Here is a 17,286-nt window from a genome sequence, read left to right on the forward strand (position 1 = left end):
CGCTACAACGTCAGAGGACCCCGGTGATCACCTCACCGGGGTCCTCTGCGTTCATGATCAATCCCAGCGCCAACGGCTGTACCGATGTTCCCCAAGGCCGTTGTCAGTCCCATGCGTTGAAGAGGACTCCGCCCAATGTCGTGATGCCGTAGAAACGGACCTCACGCCACTCGCCCGGCCCGAGCACTGAGGTGTCCACGTCGGAAAGCGGTGTGGCAAGCAACTCGCTGCTCAGGACGGCGAAGCCCACGTCGGTAAAGGCATGAGCCCACGTAGGCGGTGCGAGGAACTCCTCCCCGTACCAGTTCCGACGTGTCTGGGCGAAGGCGATCCAGGGGTGATGAGCGTGACAAAGGACGATGCTCTCGCCTGCGCCTCCGACGACCGATGCGGTGTGGAAGGGCCGAGGATATGCCTGTTCCTCCACCTCGCCCACTTTGCCTCCGGCGCCGCGGGCAGCGGCATACAGAGCGGTGCGGAACGCCCGCAGGTCGGTCTTCGGGAGCGGGCCCTCCTTCGGCCAGAAAAAGCCTGTCGCCCCGCGCGGCAGCACGAAGCTGGTGTTCCCGTCGTTGACCATGTCGCTCATTTTGCCTGGTGGGAGGTGCATCGGTTGTCGTAGGTGGCGTGAGCTGCGGGTTCACGCTGTGCGGCGAGGCTTGGTGCCCACCTTGTGATGGGCGGGGCGGGTATACGCCTCGCCGGTCGCGAGGACTCTGCCCACGTCATGACGGGGGGCGGGGTGACGGTTCTTTGAGCCCGGCGGACGGCCGGGTCCAGGGCGGGACGGTTTCGGTGCACCGGCAGGAGTGCCGGTCTTCGTGCGCAGGTTCCTGAACCCCCGTCGGACGCGGGCGGGAGTGAGTCTGTTCGGCTCGGTTGGCTTCTCCCAGGGGCGCCGGAGGCCGGCGGCCAGCGGGCGGGCGAGCCGGAGCTGGGCATAGGCGGCGATCACCAGCCAGGTCCACCGGTCGGCTGCTTCCGAGCTGCGAAGCCGGGGCTTGGTCCATCCGAGCGTCTGCTTGAACAGGCGGAATGTGTGCTCGATGTCGAAGCGGCGGAGGAAGGACTGCCAGCAGCGGTCCACGTCGCCCGTGGTGGCGTCGGTGCCCGACCACCACAGCCAGACCGGCTTGTTGACCCCGCCGCTGGGCAGCTTCTCCACGACCAGACGGATGACAGTGCCCTCGATGAGAGGAAGCGGGCCGTCGTGGTCGAGCCAGGCCGCCCGACGTGTCAGCCTCGGATGCAGCAGGTCCCACGCCTGCGCGGTCGCCTTCCCGTAGCGGCGAGTGTCGGTGACCGTCACGGTCTGCTCGGTGCCCCAGGTGGCCGGGTCGCCGAAGATGAACTCGCCGCCGTGCTTCGGCGGTCGCCCGCCTTGGGGATAGGACAGGGCGTACTCCGTGAGCGAGGGCGTCGGTCGGCGCATCACCCGGTCCGACCGCAGTCGGCCCAGGATCTCGACGGGCAGGTCGCCCAGCAGGTGAGCGATGCGGGGCGCGTCGTATCCGGCGTCCAGCACGACCAGGACGTTGGGGTCGCCCTGCTTCCACTGGCCGGTGGCGACGAGCCGTTCGACGACCTCGCGGAGCTGGACCGTGGTCACCGCGGCAACGTCGGCGCCGGGGTCCAGGCGCACCGCGTCCAGCACCGCTGTCCAGGACGTGCGGCCGGTCTCCAGCGCGGCCACCACCGAGTAAGGCCAGCCGGGCACCATCTGATGCTTGCCCTCACCCCGGCCGAACGTGTGGCAAAAGGCCCGGTCGGCACAGGTGTTGGCGTCCGGCCGGAGCCACGGCGAGACATCCACCGCCAGCACGAGCCGGCCGTCCGCCGCCCTGGGCAGCGGCACCCCGGCCAGGGCCCGACGCAGCCGGGCGACGTCGATCCGACCCTGGTTGAGTCCGCCGTACAGGGCTCCGTGCCCACGGCGGTGTTCGGGCGCGAGCGCGAGATCGACCAGCGTCCGCACCGGCCCGTCCGTGCACAGCAACGCGTCGCACAACTCGAACAACGCGTCGCCCCGTGCGGTCAGACACGCATACAGCTCCGACCGGAAGTGTGACACTTCCGCGAACGCATCCCGCAGGACGCCCTGATGCACCAAACTCACGGCCACGGCCTTCGTGTTGATCCACTCTGTGACGGAGCACAGGATCAGACGAAGGCCGCCTACACGTCCGCCGAACTGCGAAAACGCTGACCAAGTTCGATCCGCGTTCGACGCCGGACCATAAATGACAAGCTTAGGGCGTGTTGCGAAAGTCCCGCCTGGCACGCGACTCCCCCAGAGCTTCGCCCGGGAGGTGCCCCCAGCACGCACACTCGCTGCGTTGTCGGACTCATCCAAGTACGTCCAGTACGAGGACGACCCTCCGCCTTGCGATCGCACGCACCAGACGCCGCGAGCCCCACCCCTCCGGGCGGACGGCGCCAGTTCCCCAACACGGCCTAGAGCAGTCTGCGGGCCGCGCGCCTCAGGTCGTACTCGTGGATGATCGCTTTCGCGTGGCCGTAGGCGAGATTGTGCTCGCCGCGCAGCCAGCTGACCTTCTCCTCGAAGCGGAAGAGAGCGGGGCCGTCCTCCACGGTGCGGAGCCAGTCGGCCACTTCACGACCGGTGCAGTCGGGGATGCGGGAGAGCAGATTGCGGTGGGTCTCTTCGGAGAAGACTTGGGACATCGGCGCCTCCGTGCGCTTTGCGCGTGTGGTCCTTCACGTCACCGTGCCTGAGTGTTCGTCCATTGGCAACAGTGCGGCACCGGCGCATAGGGTCGCGTCGTGCTTGATACGACACCCCTGACCGCCGCCGTGGAGCGGATCGCCGACCGGCTGCGCACCGCCCCGCAGAGCCGTCTGCAGCGAGGGGCTGCGGACGAAGGGCTGGCGCTGGCCAGGGAGTTGGCGGTGCGGGCCCAGCGGATCGAGGCCCCGGACGAGGATCCGAAGATCATGCCCGATGCCGGGGTCTTCGCCGTCGCCGACCAACTTGTCGTGGCAGGGTCGGATTTGGCTGAGTCCTTGCGCACGACTGCGGCCCCGCCGCGGGAGCTGGACGAGGCCGTGGGGTTCGTGGAGAAGGCGGGGGAGCGCCTGAGTGCCCTGCTGTGATCAGAGGGATGCGATGACGCGGTCCGCGAGGATGTAGACACTCTCCTCGGGGCCGCAGGAGAAGGTCAGCGCATAGGCACCTGACACGCCGGAGCCACCCAGCAGGACAGGCGTCCGTCCGCTGCGCAGCGCGTCGGCGAGACGCTCGGCCGTCTCCCGGTGGCCGGGGGTGATGCAGAGCGTCGTGCCGTCGGCGAAGACATAGACGTCGAGGGTGCCGAGCGGCCCTGGCCGCACGTCGGAGAGAGCGGTGCCGGTCTCGGCGAGCTCCTCGAGGCGGGCCACCGTGCGCTCGTGGTCGGTGACCACCGGGGTCTGGACCGGTACGAAGTCCGGGTGGGAGGGATGCCTGCGGCGGGCCGCGGCCAGCTCCGGGGAGTCCTCGGCGAACTCGGCCGGGGGCTCACTGAAGCCGGGGAGTTCGTCCTGTCCGTCCAGCGCCTCGGCCGCGTCCAGCGTGCCCATCGCGTCGACCGCTTCCAGTGCCTCATCGAGGTGCATGGCCTCGAAGTCCATCGCCTCGAGCCCCGCGAAGTCGGCCTGGCGCGGGATGAACAGCGGCGGAGCGTCCTCTCCCAGCCCCCCGGATCCGCCGAGCAGCGTCGTCGGGGCGTCGGCGGCCTCGCGGGCCTCCTGCGCGGCCCAGAAGGCGCGCGCCTCGGCCAGTTCGCGCTCCCGCTCCTCGGCGAGGGCTTCGGCGACGGCTGCGCGTATCTCTTCGGCAGGGGCGGTGCGGGCCCCGGGCACCGTGGCGGCGAGCGGACCGGGACCACTGCCGTGCAGGGCGGACAGCTCCGCACGCAGGGCCGTGACCTGCTTGCGCAGCCCGTGAGCGGCGTGCAGGGCGGCGGTGCCCGCTGCCGTGGCCGTGGCCGCGGTCAGCATGAGGGCGAGAGACATGGCGCTCACTGACGTACTCCCGGTTTCTGTGGATCCCCGACCGACTTACTACATCAGCTTGGCCTGAGCTGATGTCTCGTGTCAGTGCAATACATCACGAAATGGACAGCTCTTCACAGGGGTCGGGTGGGATTCACGCGGGACGATCACCCCTAGAGATGCTCTGACCTGGCCAAATGAATCTCCCCCAGGAGATACGTCACATCCTGGGGGAGATTAGGTCACGGCTGGGACGCGGAGGGATTGACCGAGTCGGCCAGGAGGAAGGGGGATCCGTTCCCCCGCTCCTCGACCGGGCAGGTCAGCGCCCCTGTGCGTGGCATCAGCTCAGGCGCTCGATCACCATGGCCATGCCCTGCCCGCCGCCGACGCACATGGTCTCCAGACCGAACTGCTTGTCGTGGAACTGGAGGCCGTTGATCAGGGTGCCGGTGATACGGGCGCCGGTCATGCCGAAGGGGTGGCCGACCGCGATCGCGCCTCCGTTGACGTTCAGCTTGTCCAGCGGGATGTCCAGGTCCCGGTAGGACGGGATGACCTGGGCCGCGAACGCCTCGTTGATCTCGACCAGGTCGATGTCGCCCATGGTCAGCCCTGCGCGCTTCAGTGCCTGCTTGGACGCATCGACGGGACCGTAGCCCATGATCTCGGGGGAGAGGCCCGAGACTCCGGTGGAGACGATCCGGGCCAGCGGGGTCAGCCCCAGCTCCCGCGCCTTGGTGTCGGACATGATCACGAGCGCGGCGGCGCCGTCGTTGAGCGGGCAGCAGTTGGCCGCCGTCACCAGGCCGTCGGGGCGGAAGACCGGCTTCAGGCCCTGGACGCCCTCCAGCGTGACCCCGGCGCGCGGGCCGTCGTCCTTGCTGACGACCGTGCCGTCGGGGAGCGTCACCGGGGTGATCTCGCGCTCCCAGAAGCCGTTCTTGATCGCCTGCTCGGCGAGGTTCTGGGACCGTACGCCGAACTCGTCCATCTCCTGGCGGCTGACGCCCTTGAGCCGGGCCAGGTTCTCGGCGGTCTGGCCCATGCTGATGTAGGCGTCCGGGACCAGGCCGTCCTCGCGCGGGTCGTGCCAGGTCGAGCCCTCGCTCGCGGCCACGGCCGCGGTACGGGCCTCGGCCTCGGCGAACAGCGGGTTGTGCGTGTCGGGCAGACCGTCGGACGTGCCCTTCACCGAACGGGACACCATCTCGACACCGGCCGAGATGAAGACGTCGCCCTCGCCGGCCTTGATGGCGTGCAGCGCCATGCGGGAGGTCTGGAGGGAGGACGAGCAGTAACGGGTGATGGTGCAGCCGGGGAGGTGGTCCATCCCCATCTGCACGGCCACGATCCGGCCCAGGTTGTATCCCTGCTCGCCGCCGGGCAGGCCGCAGCCGAGCATCAGGTCGTCGATGTCCCTCGGGTCGAGCTCGGGCACCTTGGCCAGCGCGGCCTGGACGATGGTCGCGGTCAGGTCGTCGGGCCGCAGGTCTTTCAGGGAGCCTTTGAAGGCCCGGCCGATGGGAGAGCGGGCGGCAGAGACGATCACGGCTTCGGGCATCACGGCTCCAGGAAAGTACGATCAGAACAACTGTCTGGGAAATTACCCCTACGTACCGCGCGGGTCACTGCACGGACCGTGTGATGAGGGCCTCTTTTCTAAGCGCTCGCTTACGCATGCGTGCCTACTCGCCCCAGGCGCGGGCGACCAGCCGCGACGGGACAGCCCCCGGGACCTCTCCCGCTGCCCCTGCGGGGAGACCTCCCGGGGACCCCGGTGACGCACCGGATTTCCGGCGGAGGCTCTACGCACCAGGGTGCACCTCCGAAGCGGCCGTGGGCTCCGCCGCGACCGGAGGGGGCAGCCGGCGCCGCCTGCGGTGCTTGAGCAGTGCCCAGGGCGCGCGGGCCCCGGTGACCTCCGTACCGGCCTCGTTCGCCGCCTCCGCCGCGGCCTTGGCGACCGGCAGCATTCCCTCGTGGCGGTCCACTTCCAGCCGGTCCGAATCGGGCCACAGCCCGAGCGCCGCGCAGAGCGTGGGCAGCATCGCCATCGCCGCCGTCGCGTACCCCTCCGCCGAGGGGTGGTAGTTGTCGGGGCCGAAGAGCTCGCGCGGGTTCGCCGCGAACTCGGGGCCCAGCAGATCACCGAGCGACACCGTCCGGCCGCCCTGCTCCACCGCCACGATCGTCTGCGCCGCGGCAAGCTGCCGGGAGACCCGGCGGGCCAGGAACCGCAGCGGCTGGTACACCGGCTCGATGGTGCCGAGATCGGGGCAGGTGCCCACCACCACCTCCGCACCCGCCGTGCGCAGCCGCCGCACCGCCGCCGACAGGCAGCGCACCGACTGGGTCGGTGGGATGCGGTGGGTCACGTCATTCGCGCCGATCATGATGACGCACACATCCGGGGGCCGAGCCGGGTCCTGGAGAGCCAGCGCCGTCTGCCGCTGCAGATCGTCCGACCTGGCTCCGCACTCCGCCGCGATCCGCAGCTCCACGGGCCGCTCGGCCACCGCGGCCAGCCCGGAGGCCAGCAGGGCGCCCGGTGTCTGCCCCGAGCGGCGTACGCCTTGGCCGACCGCCGTCGAATCGCCCAGCAGTGCCAGCCTCAGCGGTTCTGACGGGATGTACACCGTGCCGTACATCCCGTCAGGGGTCGGGGGCAGCGGCGCCGTGCCGCCGTTCACCGACCGTTTCGCCAGCTGCACCTCGGCCAGCAGCAGACCCACCGCCGCAGCCCCGACCAGTCCGATCCCACCGCCGCCGTACGCCGCGCCCGCCGCGATACGCCGCGCCACCCTCGCCCTTGACACAGTCCCCGCCACCTCCGCGTAGCCGTGCTGCCGTCTGCCGTGCCGTGCTCGTACCCGTCCGTCTACGGCATGTCACTCGTGTCCACGTCGTGTCACTCAAGAGCTAACTGCCCCGTAACGACCGTCGCCCAATCTCACTCCGATACGGCATACGCTGGCGGAACCACTACGGAGATCCCGGAGATAAAACGGTGCAATTCCACGACTCGATGATCAGTCTGGTTGGCAATACCCCGCTGGTGAAGCTGAACAGCGTGACAGCGGGCATTCAGGCGACGGTGCTCGCCAAGGTTGAGTACTTCAACCCGGGCGGTTCGGTGAAGGACCGTATCGCCCTGCGCATGATCGAGGCCGCCGAGCAGAGCGGAGAGCTCAAGCCGGGTGGCACGATCGTCGAGCCCACCAGCGGCAACACCGGTGTCGGGCTTGCCATCGTGGCCCAGCAGAAGGGCTACAAGTGCATCTTCGTCTGCCCTGACAAGGTGTCCACGGACAAGATCAATGTGCTGCGCGCCTATGGTGCCGAGGTCGTGGTCTGCCCGACCGCGGTCGACCCGGAGCACCCGGACTCGTACTACAACGTCTCCGACCGGCTGGTCCAGGAGACCCCGGGTGCCTGGAAGCCCGACCAGTACTCCAACCCCAACAACCCGCGCTCGCACTACGAGACGACCGGTCCCGAACTCTGGGATCAGACTGAGGGGAAAATCACCCATTTCGTCGCGGGTGTGGGCACGGGCGGCACCATCTCCGGCACCGGTCGCTATCTGAAGGAGATCAGCGACGGCAAGGTGCGCGTCGTCGGTGCCGACCCCGAGGGCTCCGTGTACTCGGGCGGCTCGGGCCGGCCGTACCTCATCGAGGGCGTCGGTGAGGACTTCTGGCCCACCGCGTACGACCCCGACGTCACCGACGAGATCGTCGCCGTGTCCGACAAGGACGCCTTCCAGATGACCCGCCGCCTCGCCAAGGAGGAGGGTCTGCTGGTCGGCGGTTCCTGCGGCATGGCGGTCGTCGCGGCGCTGCGCGTGGCGGAGGGCCTCGGCCCGGACGGCGTCGTGGTCGTGCTGCTCCCGGACAGCGGGCGCGGCTACCTCTCGAAGATCTTCAACGACGAGTGGATGAACGACTACGGCTTCCTGGAGCAGGCCGGCGACGAGCCGCTGGTCAGCGCCGTGCTGGAGCACAAGGAGGGCGCGCTGCCCTCGCTCGTGCACATGCACCCCGAGGAGACGGTCGGGCAGGCCATCGAGGTGCTGCGGGAGTACGGCGTCTCCCAGATGCCGATCGTCAAGCCGGGTGCCGGTCACCCGGACGTCATGGCCGCCGAGGTCATCGGCTCGGTCGTGGAGCGGGAGCTGCTGGACGCGCTGTTCACCCAGCGGGCGTCGCTGCACGACCCGCTGGAGAAGCACATGAGCGCCCCGTTGCCGCAGGTCGGCTCGGGTGAGCCGGTCAGCGACCTGATGGCCGTGCTCGGTACGGCGGACGCGGCGATCGTGCTCGTCGAGGGCAAGCCGACCGGCGTGGTCAGCAGGCAGGACCTGCTGTCGTTCCTCGCCAGGGAAGGCGCCAAGTAGCCCCCGGGTGACGTGAGCGCGGGGACCGCCGCACCCCCTGAACGGGGGGCGGGACGACGGCGGTCCCCGCGAGGGGCGCTCTTCCCGGGTCAGGACCGGGATGCGCCCGGCGTCAACGGAGGTCCGGGAGCCGCTCCGGAAGTCCCTGACGCCGACACCCATCAATGTGCCGGACGCGTGTTAAGCGCGTGCTGCGCCAATGTGTCGCGCTCGTACCGCTTTCGCGAACCGTTACGGGCGCCCCCTCCGCGAGCCCTCCCCGCACGCCCCGCCTTGCCCTGGCTGCATACGTTCATGCAGAGTTCTAGGGGACTGAATGGACGATCCGTGTGCTGAGACGGCCGAGAAGGGGGACGGCATGAGCGACACCAGCCCTGCCGCACGGTTGCAGCAGCTTTTCGAGGGCCAGCGGCTCACGCCCACCCAGCGCCGCATCGCCCACTGCATGGTGCGCCGCGCGGCGGATGTGGCCTTCCTGTCCAGCGTCGAACTGGCCGAGCTCGCCGGGGTCAGCCAGCCCTCCGTCACCCGCTTCGCCGTCGCGCTCGGGTTCGACGGCTATCCGGCGCTGCGCCGTCATCTGCGTGAGGTCGCTCCGGCCGCCGAACCGGTCGTGGGCAAGGACGAGTTCAACGAGTACCAGCAGGCCGTCCACGCGGAGATCGAGAACCTGCGGCACCTTGCCGAGATGCTCGCCGATCCGGCCCCCGTCGAGCGGGCCGGACGGCTGCTCGCCGCCTCGCGGCCGCTGCCGGTCCTGGGGCTGCGGGCCGCCTCGTCGCAGGCGCGTGGCTTCGCGTACTTCGCGGCCAAGGTGCATCCCGACGTACGCCTCATCGACGAGGGCGGTTCGATGGTCGCCGACCGCATCGACGGGGCCCGGCGCGCGGGCGCGAGTGCGCTGCTCTGCTTCGCGCTGCCGCGCCATCCCAAGGAGGTCATCGAAGCGCTCGACTACGCCCGCTCCTGCGGGCTGACCGTCGTCACGGTCGCCGACTCCGCCTTCGCCCCGGTCGGCACCCACAGCGATCTGCTGATCCCGGCTGCGGTCGGCACGGGCCTCGCCTTCGACACGGCCTGTGCGCCGATGCTGCTGGGGCGGGTGCTGCTGGAAGCGATGTGCGACGACCTGCCGGACGCACAGGCGCGGCTCGAGCAGTTCGACGTACGGGCGGCCGAGCGCGGGCTGTTCGCCGAGTAGCGGCTGAGCGGAGGCTCGCACGCCCGCTCCCGTCATCGGCGCCTTCAGTCGCCGTCGGCGGCGTACTCGGAATCGGTGACCAGCCCTGTCCGGGCGGTCTTCGAGGTTCAGCCCGCGGCGTCAGCCGCGGGGGGACTTCCCAGGCTCGGCCGGCCTGGGGGCGTTGCGAGGCGGTGGGAGTCCCACGGCCTTCGGCGGGAGCCGGCGACGCCGCGCCCGGTGGGGCGCGGCGTCGCTGATCCGATGGTGTGCGAGAAGTCGGCTGACGTGTGGTCAGACCTCCAGCTCTGCCTCGACCTTGCGCAGCTGATGGCGGGCCATGGCGAGGTTGGCGCGCTTGTTGTCGAGCGCCAGGTACAGGAACAGCCCGTTGCCGCCGCGCGCCTTGAGCAGCCGGATCAGGTGGTACTGCGTGCCCAGACTGATGAGGATGTCCTCGATCTCGTCCTGGAGGCCCAGCATCTCCATGGCGCGGAGCTTGGCCCGCACCACATCGGTGTTTCCGGCCGCCGCCACGTTGAGATCGAGGTGCTTGCCCCCTCCCAGGGTGCCGAGTGCCATCCCACTGGTGTAGTCGACGAGGGCGACGCCGACGCACCCCTCGATGACGGTCATCGCTTCCTTGAGGGCTGTTTCGGTGTTGGCCATGGTGGTGGTGCCTTTCGTTTCGATGGGCTCATCGGACTTGTGCGGTGTGTGGGGGGGTGGAGTTGGAGTTGGAGTCGAGACGGTCGAGTGCGCCGTCGACGAGCTCGCCTATGCGTGCCCCGGTCCTGCGGGCTTCGAGGTGCAGTCGCCCGACATTGACGCGGGGCTCCGCGGTGACGGTGAGCACGGCCGCCGAACCTGCCGCGTAGGTCGCGACATAGCCGCGCTCGCCGCGTATCAGCAGTTCACGGAAGCCGCCCTGGCCGGTGGCCTCGGTCAGGCGCACCGACACACCCAGGGCCGCCGCCGTGAGGGCGGCGACGGTCTCCGCCTCCGCGTCCGGGGTGTCCCGGGCCAGAACCAGGCCGTCCACGCTGGCCGCGAGGGCGCCGGTGAGCTGAGGCAACCGGCTTCGCAGCCGGTTGAGTTCGTCGACGACTCCAGGGCTCGCTGTCATCAGCTGTCTCCTCTCGGCGCGCTGCCTCAGCGTGCGCATCACAGCGTTGCCTCCAGGGCGTCACGGAGTCTGCGGAGTAAGGCGATGTCAGGGTCCGCGGACATCTCCATGGCGCGGGCGACATCGGGGGGTGGTAGAGCAGGGACAGAGCTGCGCGGGGTCTCGACCAGACCGGCAGCGGCCAGCCGGCGCACATCGATCATGGTGTGGAAGGCGGGGCGGCCCAGGGCCCTGGCGATGTCGGCGGGAGTCCGGACACCGTCCGCCAGCTCGAGCACGGCGCGCTGCCGCGGGGCGGCCCGGATACCCGGCGCCCGTCTGGTGCGGACCACCGGCGCGGTGTCCGTCTCCGGGTGCGCCCACAACCGGTCGAGCAGCGCACGGCGTCTCGCGGTCTCCCGCTCCACGGCCGCCGCGGGGACGGGCCGCACGGGCCCTATCCAGTGGGCGACCCCGTAGCGGAAACGGGAAGGGGTGTTGCTCGGTGCGAGCGCGAAGAACGCGGCGTCGTAAAGTGCCTCCAGGTGGCAGATCTCCAGCTCGCCGCCCGAGAGCCGGCCGGTGTCGACCAGATAGCGGCCCACCCTGCCGAGCGCCCCGGCCTCACGCAGGGCCTCCGTCCAGCCGTCGGCGCGCAGCCGTCCGGCGGCGGTCAGCAGGACCTCGATCCCGGGGGCGACGGGGCTTTCGGCGTGCACCACCTGGCCGTCGACGAGATAGAGCGTGCCCCGGTCGCGTAACAGGGCGCCGGTCGCCCGCTCCGAGGCGAGTCTCAGCAGCATCGGGGATACGGTCACTCCAGCACCAGCCGCTCGGTCAGATCCCGCATCCGCAGCCGTGCCAGGGCGAGATTGCCCTCGACCCGGTCGAGCCACAGATGCAGAAGAACACTGCTGTCAAAGCTGGTCTCCACGAAACGCAGGACGTGATAGCACGTACGGGTGGTCACGACGAGGTCTTCGATCGGGGGTGTCTTCCCGGAGCCTGCGCCGGAGCCCGCCCGCCCGGCCGGATCATCGTCGGCAGCCGGTGCGAATGTGGGATGCTCCGCCGCCATCCGCGCCAGTTCGGCGGTTTCGGTGGCAGCCGTCTCATGGTCGGCGCCCGCGGCGTCCCCCACCGTGCCGAGAGCGAGCCCGCTGGTCCAGTCGACAAGCGCTGCGCCGCGCACTCCGGGCAGCCGCATGGCGTGGAGCAGACACTCGTCGATTCCGGGCACGCGAAAATCCCCCTCCAGCACGTGTGCGAAACGGCTCGGACGTTCGAACGTCCGTAGTCGGGAGGTTACGCAACGGAGTGGTGCCTGCTAGAACTTCTGGCATTTTCCGTCGGAACATGCCCGCGATCCGCTAGGGTCCGCGGCCCCCCCGTGCGCGCGTCCCTGTACCTGCCCGGGCTCACGACAGCTCAGACGCCGCGTGTCACCGACTGCTCGTGATGGAGCTTCATCCACAGCTTGTTGACGCCCCACAGCAGGATCCCGATGCCGATCAGCACCCCCGCCCGGATGTACACATCAGCGGCCCGGTCCGACAGCGGGCTCGCGAGGATGACCGATGTGAGCGCACCGATCACCGGCAGGACCATCGGCGTACGGAAGTGGTCGTGGTCGACCGGGTCCTTGCGCAGCACGAGGACCGCGACGTTCACCACGGCGAACACGCACAGCAGCAGGAACGCCGTGGTGTCGCCGAGGCCCTCGATCTCGCCTGTGGACACCAGGCCGATGGCGATCGCGGTGACGAAGATGATGCCCGTGACCGGGGTGCGGCGCCGCGGCAGGACCTTGCCCATGCCGGGTGGGAGCACCTTCTCGTTGGCGAGGCCGTAGCAGAGCCGCGAGGCCATCATGATGTTGATCAGCGCGGAGTTGGTGACCGCGAACAACGCGATCAGGGCGAAGAGTTTCGGCGGGAAGGCGACGCCCCCGGCCTTGACCACCTCGAGCAGTGGTCCGGTGGAGCTCTCCAGCACCCGGTAGTCGACCAGCAGCGAGGACACCAGCGCGACCAGCACGTAGATCGTGCCCGTCACCGCGACACCGGTGAAGATCGCGCGCGGGAAGGTGCGCACCGGATCCTTGGTCTCCTCCGCCATGTTGACCGAGTCCTCGAAGCCGACGAAGGCGAAGAAGCCGAGCGCCGTGGCCCCGAGCACACTTGTCATCAGCGCGAAGCCCGTGCCGCCCGACGACTCGAACTCGCCCAGCCGGGACGGCTCCCCGCCGCCGGTGATCACCGCCCAGGCGCCGATCGCCAGCACCACGACCAGGCCCGTCAGCTCCACGATGGTCAGCACCACATTGGTCTTCACCGACTCCGAGACCCCGCGCAGGGCCAGTGCGGCCAGGGCGAGGATGAAGGCGATCGCGATGAGGGTGGGCGGGATGGCGGTGGTGAACTCCTGGAAGTAGTCCCCGCTGAAGGCGCGGGCCGCCGCGCTCGCCGATGACAGCCCCGAGCACATCACCATGAAGGCGATGATGAAGGTGAGGAAGGGGAGCTTGAACGCCCGCTGGGTGTAGAGCGCGGCGCCTGCCGCCTTCGGGTACTTGCCGACGAGCTCGACATACGAGGCGGCGGTCATGATCGCGACCAGGAAGCCGATCACGAACGGCAGCCACAGCGCCCCGCCGACCTTGCCCGCGACCTTGCCGGTCGTGGCGTAGATGCCCGTGCCCAGGATGTCGCCGATCACGAAGAGGATCAGCAGCTTGGGGCCGATGGCCCGCTTGAGTGAGGGCTGCTGCTCTTCCGGTGCCTCCATGGAGGCGGATGCGGCCATCGGATCCCTTTCCCGTGGTCCCGTCCCTGTGTGTACCGCTCTCTACTGCCCGGCTTTCGCGTGGTGATTCCGGGGCGTGGGGCGGATGAGCCTTACGAGGGACAGGGGGGACACGGCGGTCAGCCCGTGCCACCGCCTCCCCCTGCGCCGCGCCCCTCCACTTCGGCGGCGACATCGGCGAGGTCCCTGGCGATCGCCTTGCGCACGGCCCGCGCGCCCAGACCGCCGAGCACCTTGGCGAGCAGCCCCATCGCACCACCGGGCGGCACGGCGCTGAACGTCATCCGCACCACCGTGGTCTCGGGACCCAGCGGCTGGAGCGTGAACTCCGAGACATAGTGCGTGCCCTGGGAGTCGGCCTCCACCACATACCGTCCGGGCGGCTCGCTCGCCGTCACGTACATCTCCTCGGTGGCTTCCTTGCCCAGCATCCGCCGGGTCTCCCGCCACCGCGTGCCCACCCGGAAGGGGCCGTCGGTGAGGACCTCGACCTTCTCCACTCCGCGCAGCACCCGTGCCATGTCGCCCAGGTCGGTCATGGCTTCCCATACGCGAACGGCGGACGCGGCGATCCGGTGCTCGACGGCGACGCTTTTCGTGGTCATGGACCCCATGGAAGCACCGGGGTCCGACAACCGCTCTCCGCCGCTCAGCCCCGCGGCCGGTGCCCCCGCTACAGCAGTGCGTCCGGGTGCGCCCCGCCCGACTCCGCCACGATCTCCTCCATCGTCTGCGCGTCGCGCACGAGCGTGAACGCGATCCCGCCGCCGCCCGCCTCCTCGCGGAAGCCGTACACGGCCGGGCGCACCAGGCTGTTGTACGCGTAGTGGCTGGTGAAGTAGTAGGCGCCGGTGTCCAGCGCCGCCACCACGTCGCCCTGCTCCAGCAGCGGCAGCCCCCTGGCCTCGGCGAGCAGGTCGCCCGCGAAACACGCCGGGCCCGCGATGTCCTGTACGACGTCGGGCCCCGTCCTCGGGTGTCCCTTGGTGTCGTACGCGGCGATACGCACCGGCCATGCGCCCGGCGCGTACACGGTCCGGGTCGCCACCTGGGCGCCCGCATGGGTCAGGGCGATGGGCCGGCCCCCGGTCCGCTTGGCGTACTCGACCCGGGCGAGCACCATGCCGTGCTTGGCGGTGAGCGCCCGTCCGAATTCGGTGACCAGCCCGTACCGCCCGTCGAAGAGCCCCGGGACCTCGCGGTCCAGCACCTGGGCGTAGTCGGCGAAGCGGGGGGTCTCCTCGTCGGTCGCGAAGTTGACGGGCAGCCCGCCGCCGATGTCCAGCGTGTCGACCTGCTGCCGGCCGGCGGCTGCGTTGATCTCCTCGGCGAGCTCGTACACGGTCCGTACGCCCGCGGCCATGAGCTCGAGCGGCAGGCCCTGGGAACCGGAGTGGGTGTGCAGCCGGGTCAGCCACGGCCGGTCCAGGAAGGTCCGTACGACCCAGTCGCGTGCCCTCTCGTCGCGCAGCCCGACGCCGAACTTCGACGTCGCGGTGGCGGTCGAGAGCGCCCCGATGGTGCCCGCCCCGATCTGCGCGTTGACCCGTAGACCCATGGGCGAGGCGGGGACCGTCCCGTCCGCCAGGGCCCCGATCAGAGCCTCGATGCGGTCGATCTCCTGTGCGTTGTCGGCGTTGACGGCGATACCGAGGTCCAGGGCGGCGCGCAGCTCCCCGGGCGTCTTGGCGGGAGAGTCCAGCACGATCCGGTCGGGCGGAATCCCCGCTGCCCTGGCCAGGGCCAGCTCCCCGGGGCTGGCCACCTCGGCACCGAGCCCCTCGCTGCCCAGCAGCCGCAGCACGCCCACCAGGGGGGCCGCCTTCACCGCGAAGGCATGCAGCACCGGAGCATCCGTGACCTGCTGGAACGCGGTCCGCAGCGATGCGGCGCCCGCGCGGATCCCCGCGATGTCCAGCAGGGCGACGACCGGCTCGGTATCGCCGCCCAGCAGTCCCTGTTCCACGGCTGCCCGTATGGCCTGATCTCGACGGTCTGGCGTCATGGAGTCCAGCCAAACACCCGGCGGGGCTCCGCGCAGCGGTGCGCGGTGGTTGACTGAAATTATTCAGCGAGCGAGGATGTGAATAGACACATAGATCAGCGTCATCGTCGCGAGGAGGCCTCGGCCATGTCTGGACCCCGCCCCGTACGGGCACCGCGTGGTACGGAACTGAACACCCTCGGGTGGCAGCAGGAAGCCGCGCTGCGCATGCTCCAGAACAACCTCGACCCCGAGGTCGCCGAGCACCCCGACAAGCTCGTCGTCTACGGCGGCACCGGCAAGGCCGCCCGCGACTGGCGCTCGTACGACGCCATGGTGCGCACGCTGAAGACGCTGAAGCAGGACGAGACGATGCTCGTCCAGTCCGGCCGCCCGGTCGGCGTGATGCAGACCCACGAGTGGGCCCCGCGGGTGCTCATCGCCAACTCCAACCTCGTCGGCGACTGGGCGAACTGGGAGGAGTTCCGCCGCCTGGAGTCCCTTGGCTTGACCATGTACGGCCAGATGACGGCCGGATCCTGGATCTACATCGGCACCCAGGGCATCCTCCAGGGCACCTACGAGACCTTCGCCGCCGTCGCCGCGAAGAAGTTCAACGGCACCCTCGCCGGGACCATCACCCTCACCGCCGGCCTCGGCGGCATGGGCGGCGCCCAGCCGCTCGCCGTCACCATGAACGACGGCGTCGCCATCTGCATCGACTGCGACCCGCGCGCCATCGAGCGCCGGATCGAGCACCGCTACCTGGACGTGAAGGCCGACTCCCTCGACCACGCGCTCCAGCTCGCCACCGAGGCCCGCGACGCCCGCCGCCCGCTGTCCATCGGCGTGCTCGGCAACGCGGCGGAGCTGGTGCCGCAGCTCCTCGCGATGAGCGCCCCGATCGACATCGTCACCGACCAGACCTCGGCCCACGACCCGCTCGCCTACCTGCCCGTCGGCGTCGACTTCGACGACATGGCCTCGTACGCGGCCAAGGACCCCGCGGGCTTCACCACCCGCGCCCGCGAGTCGATGGCCAGGCACGTCGAGGCCATGGTCGGCTTCATGGACGCGGGCGCCGAGGTCTTCGACTACGGAAACTCCATCCGCGGCGAGGCCCAACTGGCCGGATACGACCGCGCCTTCGCCTTCCCCGGCTTCGTCCCCGCCTACATCCGGCCGCTGTTCTGCGAGGGCAAGGGCCCCTTCCGCTGGGCGGCGCTCTCGGGCGAGGCGTCCGACATCGCCAAGACCGACAAGGCGATGCTCGACCTCTTCCCGGAGAACGAGTCCCTGGCCCGCTGGATCAAGCTGGCCGGAGAGCGGGTCCACTTCCAGGGCCTGCCCGCCCGTATCTGCTGGCTCGGCTACGGCGAGCGCGACCGCGCGGGCGAGCGCTTCAACGACATGGTCGCGAGCGGCGAGCTGGCGGCCCCGCTCGCCATCGGCCGCGACCACCTGGACTGCGGCTCCGTGGCCTCCCCGTACCGCGAGACCGAGGCCATGCTCGACGGCTCCGACGCGATCGCCGACTGGCCGCTGCTGAACGCCATGGTCAATGTGGCCTCCGGCGCATCCTGGGTGTCCATCCACCACGGCGGCGGGGTCGGCATGGGCCGCTCCATCCACGCCGGGCAGGTCACCGTCGCGGACGGCACCAAGCTGGGCGGCGAGAAGATCCGCCGGGTGCTCACCAACGACCCGGGAATGGGCGTCATCCGCCATGTCGACGCCGGTTACGACATCGCGGAGTCCGTCGCCGACGACAAGGGCGTGCGCGTCCCCATGCGGGAAGACTCGTGACCGAGTCCTTCCAC

Annotated in this window: 17 protein-coding genes; 4 read left to right on the forward strand and 13 right to left on the reverse strand. The window is 70.0% G+C overall.

Going from position 1 to position 17,286, the window contains the following annotated elements:
• Positions 1 to 103: 103 nt before the first annotated feature.
• From ABZ532_RS12145 to ABZ532_RS12155, 3 genes are all read right to left on the reverse strand, one after another.
• The gene (locus tag ABZ532_RS12145; RefSeq protein WP_361281501.1) at positions 104 to 580 is read right to left on the reverse strand and encodes a hypothetical protein; all 477 of its coding nucleotides are present in this window, start codon (positions 578 to 580) and stop codon (positions 104 to 106) included.
• A 60-nt stretch (positions 581 to 640) separates the two neighbouring features.
• Entirely contained in the window at positions 641 to 2,116 is a 1,476-nt protein-coding gene (locus ABZ532_RS12150; RefSeq protein ID WP_361281503.1) for an NF041680 family putative transposase, read from the reverse strand.
• Positions 2,117 to 2,454: 338 nt separating this feature from the next.
• Positions 2,455 to 2,685, reverse strand: a complete 231-nt coding sequence (locus ABZ532_RS12155; RefSeq protein ID WP_361281505.1) for a DUF4287 domain-containing protein — start codon at positions 2,683 to 2,685, stop codon at positions 2,455 to 2,457.
• Between the two features lie 99 nt (positions 2,686 to 2,784).
• Here ABZ532_RS12155 and ABZ532_RS12160 point away from each other — a divergent pair, with 99 nt between their 5' ends.
• On the forward strand, positions 2,785 to 3,114 hold the full coding sequence (locus tag ABZ532_RS12160) for a hypothetical protein (protein ID WP_361281507.1): 330 nt from the start codon (positions 2,785 to 2,787) through the stop codon (positions 3,112 to 3,114).
• Here the strand turns inward: ABZ532_RS12160 and ABZ532_RS12165 are convergent, their stop codons facing one another.
• The 3 genes from ABZ532_RS12165 to ABZ532_RS12175 all read right to left on the reverse strand — a co-directional run bounded on the left by ABZ532_RS12165 (position 3,115) and on the right by ABZ532_RS12175 (position 6,797).
• The gene (locus tag ABZ532_RS12165) at positions 3,115 to 4,014 is read right to left on the reverse strand and encodes a hypothetical protein (protein WP_361281696.1); all 900 of its coding nucleotides are present in this window, start codon (positions 4,012 to 4,014) and stop codon (positions 3,115 to 3,117) included.
• 322 nt (positions 4,015 to 4,336) lie between these two features.
• Positions 4,337 to 5,557 (reverse strand): acetyl-CoA C-acetyltransferase, encoded by a 1,221-nt coding sequence (locus ABZ532_RS12170; RefSeq protein ID WP_361281509.1) that lies wholly within the window; start codon positions 5,555 to 5,557, stop codon positions 4,337 to 4,339.
• 244 nt (positions 5,558 to 5,801) lie between these two features.
• The gene (locus ABZ532_RS12175; protein WP_361281698.1) at positions 5,802 to 6,797 is read right to left on the reverse strand and encodes an SGNH/GDSL hydrolase family protein; all 996 of its coding nucleotides are present in this window, start codon (positions 6,795 to 6,797) and stop codon (positions 5,802 to 5,804) included.
• Positions 6,798 to 7,003: 206 nt separating this feature from the next.
• On the opposite strand from ABZ532_RS12175, the gene ABZ532_RS12180 reads away from it, so the two are divergent.
• The gene (locus ABZ532_RS12180; RefSeq protein ID WP_361281511.1) at positions 7,004 to 8,392 is read left to right on the forward strand and encodes a cystathionine beta-synthase; all 1,389 of its coding nucleotides are present in this window, start codon (positions 7,004 to 7,006) and stop codon (positions 8,390 to 8,392) included.
• A gap of 358 nt (positions 8,393 to 8,750) precedes the next feature.
• The gene (locus ABZ532_RS12185; protein WP_361281513.1) at positions 8,751 to 9,593 is read left to right on the forward strand and encodes a MurR/RpiR family transcriptional regulator; all 843 of its coding nucleotides are present in this window, start codon (positions 8,751 to 8,753) and stop codon (positions 9,591 to 9,593) included.
• A 273-nt stretch (positions 9,594 to 9,866) separates the two neighbouring features.
• On the opposite strand, the gene ABZ532_RS12190 is transcribed toward ABZ532_RS12185, so the two are convergent.
• The 7 genes from ABZ532_RS12190 to ABZ532_RS12220 all read right to left on the reverse strand — a co-directional run bounded on the left by ABZ532_RS12190 (position 9,867) and on the right by ABZ532_RS12220 (position 15,487).
• A complete protein-coding gene (locus tag ABZ532_RS12190; protein ID WP_361281515.1) occupies positions 9,867 to 10,241 on the reverse strand; it encodes a hypothetical protein in 375 nt (124 codons plus the stop codon).
• A 28-nt stretch (positions 10,242 to 10,269) separates the two neighbouring features.
• Positions 10,270 to 10,698, reverse strand: a complete 429-nt coding sequence (locus ABZ532_RS12195; RefSeq protein ID WP_361281518.1) for a roadblock/LC7 domain-containing protein — start codon at positions 10,696 to 10,698, stop codon at positions 10,270 to 10,272.
• Between the two features lie 38 nt (positions 10,699 to 10,736).
• Positions 10,737 to 11,480, reverse strand: coding sequence for a transcriptional regulator (locus tag ABZ532_RS12200; RefSeq protein WP_361281521.1), 744 nt, complete (start codon positions 11,478 to 11,480; stop codon positions 10,737 to 10,739).
• A gap of 11 nt (positions 11,481 to 11,491) precedes the next feature.
• Complete coding sequence (locus ABZ532_RS12205; RefSeq protein WP_361281524.1) at positions 11,492 to 11,917, reverse strand: hypothetical protein; 426 nt, start codon at positions 11,915 to 11,917, stop codon at positions 11,492 to 11,494.
• A 188-nt stretch (positions 11,918 to 12,105) separates the two neighbouring features.
• Positions 12,106 to 13,482 carry an APC family permease gene (locus tag ABZ532_RS12210; protein WP_361281526.1) on the reverse strand — a complete coding sequence of 459 codons (1,377 nt, stop codon included), beginning with the start codon at positions 13,480 to 13,482 and terminating at the stop codon, positions 12,106 to 12,108.
• A 119-nt stretch (positions 13,483 to 13,601) separates the two neighbouring features.
• Positions 13,602 to 14,087: an SRPBCC family protein gene (locus ABZ532_RS12215; RefSeq protein WP_361281528.1), complete on the reverse strand. Its 486-nt coding sequence runs from the start codon at positions 14,085 to 14,087 to the stop codon at positions 13,602 to 13,604.
• A gap of 68 nt (positions 14,088 to 14,155) precedes the next feature.
• Positions 14,156 to 15,487, reverse strand: a complete 1,332-nt coding sequence (locus tag ABZ532_RS12220; protein WP_361281530.1) for a diaminopimelate decarboxylase — start codon at positions 15,485 to 15,487, stop codon at positions 14,156 to 14,158.
• 126 nt (positions 15,488 to 15,613) lie between these two features.
• Between ABZ532_RS12220 and hutU the strand changes: the two genes are divergently transcribed.
• A complete protein-coding gene (gene hutU / locus ABZ532_RS12225) occupies positions 15,614 to 17,272 on the forward strand; it encodes a urocanate hydratase (protein ID WP_361281532.1) in 1,659 nt (552 codons plus the stop codon).
• The last annotated feature ends 14 nt before the right edge of the window (positions 17,273 to 17,286 follow it).

Origin of the sequence: Streptomyces sp. NPDC019396 (genome assembly GCF_040632375.1) — a bacterium.
GTDB lineage: Bacteria > Actinomycetota > Actinomycetes > Streptomycetales > Streptomycetaceae > Streptomyces.